General features: G+C 42.5%; 22 protein-coding genes. 20 read left to right on the top strand and 2 right to left on the bottom strand.

The window, feature by feature from the left end; all coding sequences use genetic code 11:
* Positions 1-23 precede the first annotated feature (23 nt).
* The 18 genes from AWH66_RS21965 to AWH66_RS21880 all read left to right on the top strand — a co-directional run bounded on the left by AWH66_RS21965 (position 24) and on the right by AWH66_RS21880 (position 11,191).
* Entirely contained in the window at positions 24-509 is a 486-nt protein-coding gene (locus tag AWH66_RS21965; RefSeq protein ID WP_083400104.1) for a P-loop nucleotide/nucleoside kinase family protein, read from the top strand.
* A gap of 163 nt (positions 510-672) precedes the next feature.
* Positions 673-1,110 (top strand): GNAT family N-acetyltransferase, encoded by a 438-nt coding sequence (locus AWH66_RS21960; RefSeq protein ID WP_071487869.1) that lies wholly within the window; start codon positions 673-675, stop codon positions 1,108-1,110.
* A gap of 35 nt (positions 1,111-1,145) precedes the next feature.
* Positions 1,146-1,919 (top strand): hypothetical protein, encoded by a 774-nt coding sequence (locus AWH66_RS21955; protein WP_063603458.1) that lies wholly within the window; start codon positions 1,146-1,148, stop codon positions 1,917-1,919.
* Between the two features lie 5 nt (positions 1,920-1,924).
* Positions 1,925-2,701, top strand: a complete 777-nt coding sequence (locus AWH66_RS21950) for a carbon-nitrogen hydrolase family protein (RefSeq protein ID WP_063603459.1) — start codon at positions 1,925-1,927, stop codon at positions 2,699-2,701.
* Positions 2,702-2,738: 37 nt separating this feature from the next.
* Positions 2,739-3,239 (top strand): opioid growth factor receptor-related protein, encoded by a 501-nt coding sequence (locus AWH66_RS21945; protein ID WP_063603460.1) that lies wholly within the window; start codon positions 2,739-2,741, stop codon positions 3,237-3,239.
* An 8-nt stretch (positions 3,240-3,247) separates the two neighbouring features.
* Positions 3,248-3,484 (top strand): hypothetical protein, encoded by a 237-nt coding sequence (locus AWH66_RS21940; protein WP_063603461.1) that lies wholly within the window; start codon positions 3,248-3,250, stop codon positions 3,482-3,484.
* Positions 3,485-3,522: 38 nt separating this feature from the next.
* Positions 3,523-4,053, top strand: coding sequence for a GNAT family N-acetyltransferase (locus AWH66_RS21935; RefSeq protein WP_063603462.1), 531 nt, complete (start codon positions 3,523-3,525; stop codon positions 4,051-4,053).
* 31 nt (positions 4,054-4,084) lie between these two features.
* The gene (locus tag AWH66_RS21930; RefSeq protein ID WP_063603463.1) at positions 4,085-4,681 is read left to right on the top strand and encodes a DJ-1/PfpI family protein; all 597 of its coding nucleotides are present in this window, start codon (positions 4,085-4,087) and stop codon (positions 4,679-4,681) included.
* Positions 4,682-4,842: 161 nt separating this feature from the next.
* Positions 4,843-5,529 carry a hypothetical protein gene (locus tag AWH66_RS21925; protein ID WP_063603464.1) on the top strand — a complete coding sequence of 229 codons (687 nt, stop codon included), beginning with the start codon at positions 4,843-4,845 and terminating at the stop codon, positions 5,527-5,529.
* Positions 5,530-5,621: 92 nt separating this feature from the next.
* A complete protein-coding gene (locus tag AWH66_RS21920) occupies positions 5,622-6,146 on the top strand; it encodes a GNAT family N-acetyltransferase (protein WP_063603465.1) in 525 nt (174 codons plus the stop codon).
* Positions 6,147-6,179: 33 nt separating this feature from the next.
* Positions 6,180-6,644, top strand: a complete 465-nt coding sequence (locus AWH66_RS21915; RefSeq protein WP_063603466.1) for an OsmC family protein — start codon at positions 6,180-6,182, stop codon at positions 6,642-6,644.
* Between the two features lie 112 nt (positions 6,645-6,756).
* A complete protein-coding gene (locus AWH66_RS21910; protein ID WP_063603467.1) occupies positions 6,757-7,539 on the top strand; it encodes a carbon-nitrogen hydrolase family protein in 783 nt (260 codons plus the stop codon).
* A gap of 42 nt (positions 7,540-7,581) precedes the next feature.
* The gene (locus AWH66_RS21905) at positions 7,582-7,959 is read left to right on the top strand and encodes a DUF805 domain-containing protein (protein ID WP_063603468.1); all 378 of its coding nucleotides are present in this window, start codon (positions 7,582-7,584) and stop codon (positions 7,957-7,959) included.
* 77 nt (positions 7,960-8,036) lie between these two features.
* Positions 8,037-8,615: an O-methyltransferase gene (locus AWH66_RS21900; RefSeq protein ID WP_063603469.1), complete on the top strand. Its 579-nt coding sequence runs from the start codon at positions 8,037-8,039 to the stop codon at positions 8,613-8,615.
* A 61-nt stretch (positions 8,616-8,676) separates the two neighbouring features.
* On the top strand, positions 8,677-9,186 hold the full coding sequence (locus AWH66_RS21895) for a hypothetical protein (RefSeq protein WP_240495648.1): 510 nt from the start codon (positions 8,677-8,679) through the stop codon (positions 9,184-9,186).
* A 166-nt stretch (positions 9,187-9,352) separates the two neighbouring features.
* A complete protein-coding gene (locus tag AWH66_RS21890) occupies positions 9,353-9,802 on the top strand; it encodes a GNAT family N-acetyltransferase (protein WP_063603470.1) in 450 nt (149 codons plus the stop codon).
* 41 nt (positions 9,803-9,843) lie between these two features.
* Positions 9,844-10,359, top strand: coding sequence for a 2-thiouracil desulfurase family protein (locus AWH66_RS21885; protein ID WP_063603471.1), 516 nt, complete (start codon positions 9,844-9,846; stop codon positions 10,357-10,359).
* Positions 10,352-11,191, top strand: a complete 840-nt coding sequence (locus AWH66_RS21880; RefSeq protein ID WP_063603472.1) for a DUF3626 domain-containing protein — start codon at positions 10,352-10,354, stop codon at positions 11,189-11,191. The genes AWH66_RS21885 and AWH66_RS21880 overlap by 8 nt, the downstream gene beginning before the upstream one ends.
* A 69-nt stretch (positions 11,192-11,260) precedes the next feature.
* Here the strand turns inward: AWH66_RS21880 and AWH66_RS21875 are convergent, their stop codons facing one another.
* Both AWH66_RS21875 and AWH66_RS21870 read right to left on the bottom strand, forming a co-directional pair.
* On the bottom strand, positions 11,261-11,491 hold the full coding sequence (locus tag AWH66_RS21875; RefSeq protein WP_063603473.1) for a PAS factor family protein: 231 nt from the start codon (positions 11,489-11,491) through the stop codon (positions 11,261-11,263).
* Between the two features lie 415 nt (positions 11,492-11,906).
* Positions 11,907-12,326, bottom strand: a complete 420-nt coding sequence (locus AWH66_RS21870) for a BLUF domain-containing protein (protein WP_063603474.1) — start codon at positions 12,324-12,326, stop codon at positions 11,907-11,909.
* Positions 12,327-12,492: 166 nt separating this feature from the next.
* Here AWH66_RS21870 and AWH66_RS21865 point away from each other — a divergent pair, with 166 nt between their 5' ends.
* A complete protein-coding gene (locus AWH66_RS21865; RefSeq protein ID WP_006074773.1) occupies positions 12,493-12,741 on the top strand; it encodes a DUF3297 family protein in 249 nt (82 codons plus the stop codon).
* Positions 12,742-13,244: 503 nt separating this feature from the next.
* Positions 13,245-13,727: a tetratricopeptide repeat protein gene (locus tag AWH66_RS21860; RefSeq protein WP_063603475.1), complete on the top strand. Its 483-nt coding sequence runs from the start codon at positions 13,245-13,247 to the stop codon at positions 13,725-13,727.
* The last annotated feature ends 57 nt before the right edge of the window (positions 13,728-13,784 follow it).

The following is a 13,784-nucleotide window of genomic DNA, read 5'->3' as shown; positions in this document are numbered from 1 at the left end:
GTGATTAAGCTAATGGGGACGACATGGAAAGCTTAGGCAAATTGATTTTCTTTTGCGGAAAAATGGGTGCTGGCAAGACAACACAATCCAAGCTAATTGCGGCCAAGCAAAGAGCGGTACGCATTTCTGAGGATGAGTGGTTAGCCACACACTATCCCAAGCAAATCCAGTCGTTTGAGGACTACATCAAGTTCTCTACTCTTATTAAACCTTTTATTAAGTCACATGTTCAGAGCTTATTAACGGTGGGCGTTGATGTGGTCATGGACTTTCCTGCCAATACAGTTAGACAGCGTTCGTGGTTTTCATCTCTATGTTCTGAAGTGCGATGTGCTCATGAGCTTTGCTATCTCGATGTGCCGGATGAGGTTTGTTTGGTTCAAATCGGCAAGCGTCGGGTTGAGCAGCCAGAAAGGGCACATTTTGACACTGAGGAGGTGTTTCATCACGTGACGCAGTACTTTGAAGAACCGACGGATGATGAAGGTTTGAACATAGTGAGAGTATAAGCTGAAGCTTGCCTTAAGTAAGAAAAGTAATTATAAACAAGGTGTTAGTGCCATTTTCTATAGCATTTTGTTTGACTAAGTAAGTTGGTGAACAACATAGCATTGAGTGGCAAGTGGTATTGGAAACTCCACACCAACCATGAAGTAAAACAAAGGAATGACCATGGACGTTACTATCGGTAAGAGTCTTGAACTGATCTCAATGAGTCAGGCTATACGCTATCAAGTATTTACGCTTGAACAAAATATCCCAACAGAGTTGGACTTGGATGGTTTGGATAATGACTCATTTCACGCTCTAGTCTGGGATGGCGATAAGCCTGTCGCGACCGCTCGTTTAACGGTGAATCAAGACGGTTCGTCGACCATGGCGCGAGTGGCGGTTTCTGAGGAATATCGTGGTGATGGCGTTGCATCAAAAATTGTCCGGGCCCTAATAAAACACGCCAGCAATATCGGAGTGAGATGTATCGATATCCACGCCCATGCTTATTTAAGAAAGTACTACGAGAACTTTGGATTTGAATATATCAGAGAAGTTGAGATTGTTGGTGAGCATCAGCTTATTGAAATGAAGTACCAAATGGAACCTGCCGTTTAATTACGTGGGTCGTGCAGTACAGCTTGGATAAAAAGATGAATAAAAGTGTGTTGGTAGTGGGTTCAATTGTCGTCGTAGCGGCGCTATTTTACTTTGGTAAGCGAAGTGGAGAAGAATTGTCTTTGCCGGAATGTGAGCTAGCTAAGGTTGCTGAAACGCCAGTGTTTTTCTTTACCGATGACTCTATTGATGAACACCGGTTACAGGAATATATCGACTATTCAAACTTAGTATTAAGCAATTCATGTGTTCCCCTTAAGCGTACCTTGGCGGGTGTCTCTAATATCGATACCGGCGAATTTAAAGGGAATGAGGTTGGGAGTTTGCATCAACAGCTATTAAAGCAAATGACACCGAATGACCATGAAAAGCTCAAACAAACCGATAGTTACTATGTGTTGGTGCTCCCAAGCAGCCACGAGTTCACAGAAGATGGAACGGTAGGGACTGCCCATGTGAACTTTAGTCGTCGATTCTTGATCTTAAGTTCAGATAGTGACGTGCATGTTTTAGAGCATGAACTTGGGCATTTGGCTTGGGCATGGCATAACGATACGCCAGATTACTGGTTGAAAGGGGGACTGCTGCCTGAGTTTCATAAACATATTAGGTCCTATGCCAGAGGGGCGCTATGCGGTGATGCTGGTACCGTTATGACTTATGCTGAGAATCAACTGCCAATTTATTCATCACCAGATATTAAGTACTACGGCAAAGCATGTGGTAATGAAAATAGTGCTAACAATGCGCGTCTTATGCGCGAGTTCGCTGCCTCTTTGTTAAGTGCCGAAGACGATTTCAAGGAGTAGACACTGTGAAGTTTGCATTGTTACAGTTCCCAATTAGTGCTCAATCAACCAAAAACCATGAACAAATCAAGCGTGCTATCTTCGAAGCCAAGTGCGATGGTGCAGATGTGTTAGTTACTCAAGAATGCGCCTTATCTGGTTATCCACCAATTGAAATTGGTGCTGTTGCCGATATTGATTTTGAACTTCAAGACGCTGCGTTTAATCAGATTGTAGATTTGGTTAAACACACGCAGATCACTGTTTTCTTGGGGCTTATTCGCAAGTTTGGAGATAAAGCGGCGAATTCTGTTGCGATCATCAAACCCTCAGGTGAGGTGTTTTACTACGACAAAAGAGCCCTTTGGGGCTGGGATGCGGAGAATTTTGACGTAGGGAATGACTTTAATGGCGTTGTCGAGATTCAGCGTATTAGGGTTGGTGTTCGAATCTGTTATGAAATTCGATTCCCTGAGTACTTTAGAGAACTCTATAAAGAACAGGTCGATGTCGCTATCGTGAGCTTATGTGATGTCCAACAAGAGTTTGATGCCAATCGTTATTCAATTATTAAATCGCACCTTGTTACTCGGGCTATTGAAAATGTGTTTACAGTGATATCGGTTAACTCTACAACCTTTGAGCAAACCGCTCCTACGGCAGTTATCGATAAACAGGGTAATCTTGTTGTTGAAGCAGAGCGAAACACGAAATCTATCACCTATTTCGACTATGAAAAGACGGAGTATGGCTTTGGTGCAAAAGGCTGTGTCACATACTCAAATAAGCTGTTAGGTTTATAGCTAAAAATACAACAATAACTATTGTCAGGGTGAATAAATGAGTGAGATTGCTCGTTTTATAACTGGAGAAAGTCCAGATAAATTTGGTCGTTATATTGATGAGCTGTTGGCGTATAACCACTTTTGGTTGGAGCATGATCATAAGTATATTCAGGTGTTCTTCCCAATCGACGAGGGAACCAAGTTTAATCAGCATGCTCCTTTAGTAACACAGAAAGATAGAGACGTGTTTGCCGATTCAGAAGCACTTCGAGTTGCTCATTTGAAGATACTTGATGTCATGTTGGATTTTTGGGGAATGCAGAGAAATGGATTTGAAATCACCTCTGTCTTGCCGCTGAGTGGGAAGAATCACGTTTGGTTAAAAAGTCACGATCATAATCAATTAAGACTGACACGAGCGATTCGTAGTTTGTATTTGATGGGCAATGAACAGGTTGCAATAAACCTATCTGAGTTTCTCGTTGCTGCAGCTAGAGAAGACGGCACTGTGTCGGATAAAACGATCCAATATTGGCGTAATGCCTTGGAGGACTAGAGCAACTAATGAGCCAGTACAGTACGGAGAAGATGAAGGCGTTCTGTTGTAATTGCAAGGCGTTAACACAACAGAAATACACCTCGTTTGGAACAGAGGGTAAACACCCAAAGAACGAAGCTACGGGCTTTTTCTCTGGGTTATTCGCAGCGATATTAACGTTGTTGATGGATGGAGAGGCGACAGGGGATTATAAATGCCAGGTCTGTGGGACCTACCTTCATACCCCTGACAATTTAGATTAATTGGCGCTATTGCGTGATGAAGTTAAGGAGTAATGCCCGTGGAATCAGACAGAATAAAACTCGTTCCTCCTTCATTGGAGTACCAGCCTCAAATGTTGGCGGCAATCCAAGCGAGTAAAGCGGAGCTTGGAGAATATCTTCCTTGGGTACCATACGCTTTGACCCAAGAAGAATCGGTGGAGACCACCAAACAAGCGATGGAAGATTTTGAAAACTTCGAAAATGAACTGCGCTTTTCAATCATTGATAAAGAGACCGATACGTTAGTAGGTGCTGTGGGGCTGATCATTCGTGATAAGGCGGTGCCATTTTTCGAAATTGGTTATTGGCTGAATACATCAAGCGTAGGTTCAGGTTATGTAACAGAGGCGGTAAAGCTTGTTGAGCGCTATGCCTTTGAATCATTAGAGGCGAATCGGGTAATTATCAGAGCTGCTGAAACGAACGCAAAAAGTCGTTCAGTTGCTGAGCGTTGCGGCTATCACTTAGAGGGCATTGCCCTCAATGAACGTCGATTGCCAAACGGTGAACTATGTAACACGGTGATTTACTCAAAAATCAGTTTATAGAAAGCGATGGGTGTATAGGAGTAGGGGTTATATGGATATAGCAGTATTAACGTTTGATGGATTTAACGAACTGGACTCTTTTATTGCCTCGGCAATTTTGAATCGAATGAAACCGCACGGGTGGAATGTTCAGATAACGTGTCCGACGGATGTGGTGAAATCAATGAATGGTGTAGAGGTGGTAGCGCAGCAACCGTTAGAGTTTGCAAATCAAGCCGATGCCGTGTTGTTTGGCAGCGGTATATTGACGCGACAAATTGCGACGGACCAAACCATTCTGTCACGGCTTTCTCTTGACCCTAACAGGCAAATAATTGGCGCACAGTGTTCCGGTACGTTGCTTCTGGCAGCGTTGGATTTACTGAATGGAGTATCCGCTTGTACCGACCTCACCACGAAACCTTGGGTCCAAGATCTAGGAATCGAGGTGTTGGAACAACCTCTACATGCACACGGTAATGTGGCTACATCCGGTGGTTGTATTTCTTCGCAGTATTTAGCGGCTTGGGTGATAGGTAAACTTGCTGACATAGAGCATGCAAAAGCCGCTATACATTACGTTGCCCCTGTAGGTGAGAAAGAAAAGTCGGTCGAGCATTGCTTATCGGTGGTTGAGGCATATTTATAGCAAACCTACTTTATGGCAAACCTAGGCCATTCATTGTCGGTTCCTACGTAGACACAAGACGACCTTTCCATACATAGCACGCTCTTTCAGAGTGTTATTCTTCATGGATAAAAATATTGTCGGTAAATACCGATAAAGCATATTCATGTAGGCAGTGTTTGATGGGCAAATATAAACGAACCATTCCTTTATCTCTGACATTCTCATTGATTGTTGTGTTCCTTACTATATTCGCGGGAGCGAGTCTGATGGGAGAGAATCATAGAATCAATGAAGTACTCAGCGAGCGCTTTAAGAGGTTTAAAACCGAAGATTTTTCTGCGCCTTGTTTTCCTATTTCCGTTGATTCGCATTTGGTGAATATCGACGAGTCTGGGATTTGCAACAACCAAAACTTTTTACTCTACATTAGTTTGTTGAAGCGTTTTGATTTAATGGGTGGCAGCGCGTATACGCTCAAGATTAAGCGTAATAGCTTTTGGATACCGTTTCTTTTTTCGGATGAGGTAGGTGTGAGCATTCGGTTGCAAAAAGAAGATGAGAATAACTGGTTCTCTTTTGATTGGTTGCCATTTGTCGAAAAGCCAGAAGAACACTACATCGATGGCTTGTTTGTGATGGGGCGTGATCATTGGAAGTGGGCAATCAACGACGTAGAGATCAACGATGTGAAACTGCAACAGATATTCTCGGAGTATGAGCAAACGATCGACTTTAATAAATACGTCGAAAAGGTTGGCTCTCGCTATGAATTCAAAAATGGTGTGGTGGATAGCGAAAGTGCCAGCGATTTTGATAAGCGGTTACTGAGATTCAATCTTCAAAAAGTCACGGAGTTTTTGAAGTAATCGACTTGGTTTTCTAGAAGCGAAGGTATTATGTCTGCTATGGTTGTTGGCATAAAGAACTAGCAGCTTGCAAAGATAAAGGAATCAATAACATGGAACTCGTTACCCCGTCGTTAGAGCGGATGCAAGCCTTTGAGGCTTTCTACCAAGATTTTGAGCTTAACGATGTGGATAATGCGGAGTATTACCGCGAAGGTGTTAGCGATTTTCCACGGTATGTTCAGCGTTTAATCGATGAAGCAAAGGGTATCAATTTACGCCAAGGCTATGTGCCTTGCAGTCATTTCTGGTTGCTAGATTCTGAACAGAGAATTCTAGGTGCAATTCGTGTCCGCCATCATATTGATAATGGATTTCTGTCATTAGAGGGCGGTCATATTGGTTACGATATTGCCCCCTCTTATCGAGGGGCAGGCTATGGAAAGCACATGCTCAAACTTGTCTTACTCAAAGCGAATGCCTTAGGCATAGAGCGAGCCTTAGTGACCGCAGATGAAGATAACGTCGCTTCAAGACGCGTTATTGAATCCAATGGCGGTGAGTTAGAAAATATCGTAATGGGTAAGGTGTACCCTAATCCAATTGCGAGATATTGGGTTGAGTGCATTCAGGGCTAGTTTAATTATCGCCATTATTATCAGGAGGATGAAATGTCAGAGCATTACGCACAGGTAAGTTGGAAGCGAAAACAAGACGAAGTATTTAGCGATAATAACTACAGCCGTGGTCATGTATGGGAATTTGATGGCGGTTTGACGGTTCCTGCATCACCTTCACCTCATGTGGTGCCATTGCCTCTCTCCATAGAAGAAAATATTGATCCAGAGGAAGCCTACATTGCTGCCTTATCGAGCTGCCATATGCTAGTTTTCTTATCGATTGCTGCAAAACGAAAATATGTTATCGACAGCTACATCGATAAAGCAGTAGGAATACTTGCAGAGAATGAAGTGGGAAGAATGGCAGTCACCAAAGTCATTTTGCGCCCGGATGTGGTGTTCTCTGGAGAGCGTGTACCTACCCGAGAGCAGCTTGAAAAAATGCACCATTTGTCGCATGAAAATTGCTTTATCGCCAATTCCGTAAAGACTGAAATCGTGACCGAAATTAGTTAAGGATTATTGTCGTCCGATCTAGTTCTGACAATACCCGACAAAACCACTATACAATTCATTGAATAGCTATCGTATGTTAGATCAAGTTTAACAAGGACACGGCTATTCAGTGATGAAGATCTCTATTGTTCAAACCGATGTGGTCTATAAAGACAAACATCAAAACCTACTCCAAGTCGCTCAACTTCTCTCAGAAACTCAAGAGGTTGGGGATGTCATCTTGCTGCCTGAATTGTTCTCAACTGGCTATATTTTTGACTCGCCTCAGGATATCCATGAGCTGAGTGAGGAGTACCAACACAGTCTCACCATTGAAACGTTACAGCAACTGGCAGCGACTTATCAATCAGTCATCGTTGCTGGCATTGCAGAGCATGATGAAGGGCGTTTCTACAATAGCGTTGCAGTTATAGATAGCGCTGGCTTACAGCACCGCTATAGAAAAATCAGCCAAACCAATATAGACAAACAGTACTTCTCTCGCGGCGATTCATTGCTGACGTTTGAATGCCAAGGTTATGTTTTCGGAGTAGGGATTTGCTTTGACTTGTGGTTTCCGGAAATTACTCGCGAATACGCGATATCCAATGTCGATGTTTTGTTGCATCCAGCAAACTTTGGTGGCGAGCAGAGCCTACTTCTCTCTCGCACTAAAGCGATTGAAAACCACTGTTATGTAGCGACATGTAATCGAGTCGGCATAGATAAAACCCGGAGTATCGTTGGCGAATATTGTGGTAATAGCCAAGTGATATCGCCCAGTGGTGAAATTTTGGCGCAGCTGAAATCAGTAGCTGCTGTTGAAACTATCGAACTGAGTAAGATCGAGACCAAGAAAGTGATTGGTGTGGATCTGATACGCGAGATTGGAAAGATAGAAAAGCAGCTTAAGTAAAATCTGTCTTTAATGAGATAACAAACAAAAGGTAAGTGGTCTATGAATTGGTTCCTAAGTGTTTTAAAACGGCCTGTTGATTTTAAAGGTCGCGCCAGACGGAAAGAGTATTGGTACTTCTTTTTATATAGTCTGATATTAACGATTGTTCTATCGGTGATAGATAATGCGTTAGGCTGGTACAACTCTGCGGAAGACGTCGGGATTTTGAGTGGAGTGTTCACGCTGTTGATTTTGTTGCCGAGCTTAGCTGTCACTGCACGTCGTTTGCACGATACTGGTCGCTCTGGCTGGTGGATGTTGCTGTATATCATTCCAATAATCGGTTTTTTAATACTACTGTACTTCTTGGTGTTGGACAGCAAACCAGAGTCCAATCAGTATGGTAGCAACCCAAAGGCATACGAGATTAACGGATAATCGTTTTGGCTCAGATCTGGAGGTTGGATCTTAGCTGGTCTTGTTTAATTAGCGCCACATTACAAGGAAGCTGAAGTATGAATACTAAGACGCAAGAGGTTTTAGAGCGATTGGAGCGGTTAGGCAATGACAACGATCGTCTGCAGTCAGAGCGAGCGAAAAAGTACCTCAACATTACAAAAGATACCGGTGAGTTTCTCTCAGTACTGGTTAAAGCCACGAACGCGCAGCGTATCTTAGAAATTGGCACCTCAAATGGATACTCAACGATTTGGTTAGCCTCATCAATCGCGAACACCGGAATGGTGCATACCATTGAAGTCAATCCGCTTAAGATAGAAGAGGCTCGTGACAACTTCGAACAAGCTCAAGTTTTGGAAAATATTACCCAATGGTCAGGCGATGTTTGTGAAGTTTTAAAGCAAACACCTGAACAGGTCGATTTTATTTTTCTCGATGCAGACCGCAGCAAGTATTTGTCCATTGCTGAATCTCTATTCTCGCGCCTAAAATCAGGTGGGTTGCTTGTGTGTGACAATGCCATATCCCATGCTTCAGAGCTAGAAGCGTTTGCCGCCTGGGTAAAGAGCCAGAGTAACTTAACTACGTCATTGGTTCCTGTTGGGAAGGGGGAGTTGCTGGTTTTGAAACGATAGAATCGCCATAAAATCATAAGGTTATTATAGAAAATTTGCTCAAGGTCATTCAGTTTCATAAGTGCTTGGTTTAGTATTTGCTTCCCAAAAACACAACAATATGAGAATGAATGTGAAAATAATAAAATTACTGCTGTCATTAGGTGTCTTTGCGTTATTAACGGGATGTGCGACTAGGCTGGAAGCCACAGTCGCTCCGGGACAGTCGTTAAGTGAGTTGGGGAATGTATATGTTCAGCATTTTTCGCCAGACAAAAGACACTTGAATTATGTAATTGCCGATAAGTTAACGTTGCTAGGTTATCCAGCTACCCCACTTAATAGCGATAACATCCCAGACGATGCCGACATTGTGATTACATATGTCGATAACTGGCAGTGGGATATTACAAATTACATGATAAAAATAAAGATTGATTTTAGAAAAGCAGCGAGTAGACAACTATTGATTACAGGCGAATCTTACCGTACATCATTGGCTAGAAAAGAACCTGATCTCATGATTCAGGAGGCATTAGAGAAAATTCTTCAAGAAGCTGGCCTCAGGTACAATCATATCGCCATGAACTGAGCTTTGATTTAGAGAGCTTGGATATATCACTAAGGGTTCGAACTTGGGTTTTGAACCTTTTTTGTCATCTAGGTATTCACAATCCAAATTTTGAAATTAACTATGTTTAACCTCTGCCAGCCGTGATATTTTCATTCTATGTGAGTCCCTTACTAGTAGCTGAAACATGAACATAGCGTTAAGAACCATCACGCGTGACAACTTCTATGCTATTTGTCAGCTTGAAGTCGCCCCTCATCAAACTTCACATATCGATAGCAATGCCATCTCTCTAGCGGAGGCGAATTTTATGGCGTCTCCGTGGTATAGGGCTATCTATGTCAAAGAACAGCCCATTGGCTTTATTCTCGTTAACGTTGACTCCCAATCTAATAGATTCTCGCTGTGGCGATTTATGTTAGATAAAAACTATCAAAAGAAAGGCTTTGGACGTCAGGCTATTGCTTTGCTTTATCAGGAGCTAAGGCAAGAGTTTGGCATAATAGAATTATTTACGAGTGTCGTTATTGATGAAAAAGGACCTAAGCGCTTTTACCTAAGCTGTGGTTTTATTGAGACTGGCACCTTAGTGGATGGGCGAGAGATTGAGTTGGTGTTTTCTTTGGATTCGAACTGAGTTATTGCTGATTGATTGGAGTGTTTTGCACGGAGATAGTAATGGAAAAAGTGCTTATTAGTTCATGTTTGCTAGGTAACAAGATTCGCTACAATGCGAGTGGTTTATCTGTTTCAGCTCAAGAGTTAGCGTGGATTAGGTCGAATGTTGAGCTAATAGCAATGTGCCCTGAAGTCTCGGCCGGTCTTCCAACGCCGAGAGCGCCAGCGGAAATTATTTTAGGACAAGGTGCCGATGTTATTGATCGCAAAGCTTCTGTTGTTGAGGATGATGGTCATGAGGTGACCGCTGAATTCTTGCATGGTGCTGAGCTTACACTTAAGAAGTGTCGCGAACAGGGTATTCGTTACGCCATACTAGCCGAGGGGAGTCCATCATGTGGTAGCTTACAGATTTATGATGGCACATTCACTGGCGTAAAAATTCCTGGGCAAGGAGTGACTGCCGCTATGTTACTTAGGGATGGCATCAAGGTGTATAGTCAACATACGCTCGCCAATCTCAAACATGAGTTGGAAACTCTGGAGTTGCATGATCGGATGAAAGTTAATGGATAAAGACATCATAAATACAGCACTAGATAATATACGAGCTAAATCGAAGGGTAAGCCATCCACGAATACTAGCCGCATTACAATCAACTTTCACCCTGATAGATACACGGCTGAAGGGCAGCCTCTTTTACTCGCCATCGCCAAAGATGGTGAGCTGAAATCCCAGTTTGAAACCAATACGAGTAACGGCGGCTTGACGGCTTTTGAAGGTGGCGACCGTTGGTTATGGGAACAACGGGTATTTGATGGTGCTTATGACCGTGCACCTATGAATTTAAGGCCGAAATACGGCGCAGTTAACTTCCGAAGCTATTCAACTGGAGCGTCACCTAGGTTTGGGTCTGCATTTTTTGAGTTAAAACCGCATGTGCTCGAAAGAGCGACGTATTGTTACCCAGACAGTTTTTTTGAACCAGAAGATTTTGCTGTTTCAGAAACACTGAATAACCTGATCAATATAGCAACGTCTTCTTCTACCGACTTACTCGATGACTACATTGAAGCACACATTCACGGGACAGTATCGTTAAAAGATGACATAGAGTGTTTAGTCTTAGATCCTGTTTTCCAAGCCACTATGATTGAACAATATGCGCTTGAATTGGGTATTCCCATCCAGTGGCATAACGGCTATCAACTGTCTATTGAAGCAATGAACCAATACCCTGATTATCGAGGTGTGCAGTTTATCGAATTAGCGAGAGAACTAGCGCGAGATGGAATGATCGATGCAAAGTTACTTGGCATGGCGGTAACGGAACAGCACTTTGACGAGCAAGATATTAAGAAAATCTGGCACTATTTAGCGAGGTTTGGCTATCGAGATCAACCATAAAGGCGATGTATGGGGTATGACTACAAACAGAGCGTTGATTCTAACATTTTGAGAATCAACGCTTATTTTTTATGAGTTTAAGATTGAATCGGCAAGGTTAACGGCATTGTCGAGACGTTCTTTGTCGTCAAGTCGTCCTAGGCTGGCTGGAGCAAGTACGTTGGTATAGAGAGCAACCTGCTTGCTAAAGGGCAGTTCTAGTTGCTCATACAAATCTTGACGGATTTGTGCATGTTGTTCCGGGGCATGATCAGCGAGACGAATTAAAGTATCGTAAATAAGAGTTTTAGTAGTATCCATGGTTCATTATTTTGTGTGTAGCTTCGGGGGACCCCAAGTTTATCCTTTTTTGTAGCAGAATCTCTGTGATGCAGATCTATGTTGTAATTGAAATGTAAAAATATGTGCTTTGTTGCTCATTTAAACTAAGTTGATCCACTGCTTGTAAATGTGATTAGAAAGATACTATTGGTCAAATTGTAAGGACTGCATGGTGAGAATGTTGAAGATAGACACGTTTACGAGAATGGATTGGAAAGCGATAGTGCCAATGTATCGATTACACTAGCCAGAGTAGCGATAGCACCACCCACTAGAAAGTTGTGTATTTTCTATCACTTAAGTGAGCAACGAAACAGTCAGAGGTAAGCGACCTAACAGGTCGCTTTAGTACTTTCTTTCGGTTTTTCTAGATGAATATTTGGTCACGAAGGCGCTATTCGGAAGGTAGGTTTTTCTTCAGTTCCAAAAGCATAAGATAGGCACTTTCACCAGACAGTTCGTAGGGATTAAATTCGTTCGAACCAGAGAATTGAAGGTTGAGTAATGTAGTCAGGTGAGAATGTGGAATGTCCCCCATAGACCAATCACCAAATTCACGCTGGCTGATCTCTTTATAATCCAATATGAGTACATTGCTGTGTCGCGAATCGTTCAAGATATGGTTATAAGTATGATTGACCGCAGAGCGAGAACCTTCTAAACACTGTAGAAAGTACTTGTTATTGTGACTAAGTAGTCCAGTTAGGTGACGTTTTTGGTTGTGTTCACGTGATATATTGAGAATATCGTTTAACGCTTTATCATCGCAGCTTTCGCAGAGCGTACTGACATATATTAACCGTGTTAAGAACATAGCAATAACTCTGATTTTGTGACTAAGGTACTATCAAATATAATCCATGTTAGCTAAATCTGCTTAAGAAAAAGGCAGTTACCCCTTTCAAGGAGATGACTCTTCTTGAGCGCTCGTGCGGTATTGACTACAATAAGCCACTTCTTAAATACACTAGGTCATAATCATGAGCGACAACAACGCAAAGCCAGCTTTACCAGATCATCTTTCAGGTAACCCACGCAGCCCACATCACGTAGCTGAGTGTTTTGAGCACCAGATTGGTATTCGCCTAAACGGTAAAGAGCGTACTGATGTTGAAGAATACTGCATCAGCGAAGGTTGGGTAAAAATCCCTTCACCAAAGGCACTGGATCGTCGCGGTCAACCTATACTAATCAAATTAAAAGGCACTGTGGAAGCGTACTACGTTTAATTCGTTAACCACGTTTGCTTGTTCAACACATAGAGGCGTCACTCGATGTCTTTATGTGTTGAGATTTCACTTTCCACTTCACATCAAGTTCTGCGCTATTCCTCGTCTACTTCTTGCCTACCATGACAGTTCCTTACGATCACTCAGATTAAGATATGTTAATTTATCTTATCTACATTACGTTAAATTGAAATGTTCTAATGAGATCTCAAGGAAGGATAGGTCATGGAGCACTATAGCGACTATCAGACGCGCCCATTTCTCTGCCGCCATTGTAATCAACTAACGTCACACTTGTTGATATATAGCCCCAACTCAGAGTTAAAACTACAGCGAAAAGCTACCAGTGATTCGACACCTAACACGGTGTTTGGGTTAATTATCAGGCTGTTTTCGAGTCGCGAAATCGAAATAGTTGGCTATCCTGATAATGAACAACTGTATCGATGCGACCGATGTGGTAAGGCTGAAGTACATTAAAGATAAGGACTCGTTATTTACCTATGAAGACCGTCATTTCAGAAGCCATAGCGCTTCGCAAGGCCGGAAAGCACAAAGACTCTCGTCAACTCCTCGAAACATTGCTTGTTGATCCACTTTACGCCGCTTCCGCGCATTTACAGATTGCATGGTCATACGATAATGAAGGCAAAGAAAAACTCGCGATTCCACATTATAAATCGGCATTACTTGGCAAGTTAGCGGATAAAGAGCGTTTTGACACACTGTTTGGCTTAGCTTGCACTTACAGAAGTTTAGGCGAATTTGTTGAGGCGTTGCATTACTTTGAACAGACCATGTCTGAATACCCGAAAGCGGAAGAAGTCCAGCCATTTTATGCAATGTGCCTGTACAACTTAGGACGTCACAAGGAGGCCGTTCAGTTGCTATTGAATCTCTTGTTATCGACAACCAATAGCGAAGCCATAAAGGAATATAAACGAGCAATCTCTTTGTATTCAGAAGATCTTGATAGAACTTGGTAAAAAACAAGCGTAGTAGATTAAAAGTTTCTATAGCAGTAGTGAAGTAGAAATATGATA

This window comes from Vibrio barjaei, assembly GCF_001639065.2.
GTDB classification, from domain to species: domain Bacteria; phylum Pseudomonadota; class Gammaproteobacteria; order Enterobacterales; family Vibrionaceae; genus Vibrio; species Vibrio barjaei.
Note: the sequence above shows the minus strand (reverse complement) of the source record. Positions and strands in the feature narration are given on the sequence as shown.

Coding starts and splice junctions, on each gene's coding strand:
- AWH66_RS21965 (WP_083400104.1), top strand. CDS start 24: ATGGAAAGCTTAGGCAAATTGATTTTCTTTTGCGGAAAAATGGGTGCT.
- AWH66_RS21960 (WP_071487869.1), top strand. CDS start 673: ATGGACGTTACTATCGGTAAGAGTCTTGAACTGATCTCAATGAGTCAG.
- AWH66_RS21955 (WP_063603458.1), top strand. CDS start 1,146: ATGAATAAAAGTGTGTTGGTAGTGGGTTCAATTGTCGTCGTAGCGGCG.
- AWH66_RS21945 (WP_063603460.1), top strand. CDS start 2,739: ATGAGTGAGATTGCTCGTTTTATAACTGGAGAAAGTCCAGATAAATTT.
- AWH66_RS21940 (WP_063603461.1), top strand. CDS start 3,248: ATGAGCCAGTACAGTACGGAGAAGATGAAGGCGTTCTGTTGTAATTGC.
- AWH66_RS21930 (WP_063603463.1), top strand. CDS start 4,085: ATGGATATAGCAGTATTAACGTTTGATGGATTTAACGAACTGGACTCT.
- AWH66_RS21925 (WP_063603464.1), top strand. CDS start 4,843: ATGGGCAAATATAAACGAACCATTCCTTTATCTCTGACATTCTCATTG.
- AWH66_RS21920 (WP_063603465.1), top strand. CDS start 5,622: ATGGAACTCGTTACCCCGTCGTTAGAGCGGATGCAAGCCTTTGAGGCT.
- AWH66_RS21915 (WP_063603466.1), top strand. CDS start 6,180: ATGTCAGAGCATTACGCACAGGTAAGTTGGAAGCGAAAACAAGACGAA.
- AWH66_RS21910 (WP_063603467.1), top strand. CDS start 6,757: ATGAAGATCTCTATTGTTCAAACCGATGTGGTCTATAAAGACAAACAT.
- AWH66_RS21905 (WP_063603468.1), top strand. CDS start 7,582: ATGAATTGGTTCCTAAGTGTTTTAAAACGGCCTGTTGATTTTAAAGGT.
- AWH66_RS21900 (WP_063603469.1), top strand. CDS start 8,037: ATGAATACTAAGACGCAAGAGGTTTTAGAGCGATTGGAGCGGTTAGGC.
- AWH66_RS21890 (WP_063603470.1), top strand. CDS start 9,353: ATGAACATAGCGTTAAGAACCATCACGCGTGACAACTTCTATGCTATT.
- AWH66_RS21885 (WP_063603471.1), top strand. CDS start 9,844: ATGGAAAAAGTGCTTATTAGTTCATGTTTGCTAGGTAACAAGATTCGC.
- AWH66_RS21880 (WP_063603472.1), top strand. CDS start 10,352: ATGGATAAAGACATCATAAATACAGCACTAGATAATATACGAGCTAAA.
- AWH66_RS21875 (WP_063603473.1), bottom strand. CDS start 11,491: ATGGATACTACTAAAACTCTTATTTACGATACTTTAATTCGTCTCGCT.
- AWH66_RS21870 (WP_063603474.1), bottom strand. CDS start 12,326: ATGTTCTTAACACGGTTAATATATGTCAGTACGCTCTGCGAAAGCTGC.
- AWH66_RS21865 (WP_006074773.1), top strand. CDS start 12,493: ATGAGCGACAACAACGCAAAGCCAGCTTTACCAGATCATCTTTCAGGT.
- AWH66_RS21860 (WP_063603475.1), top strand. CDS start 13,245: ATGAAGACCGTCATTTCAGAAGCCATAGCGCTTCGCAAGGCCGGAAAG.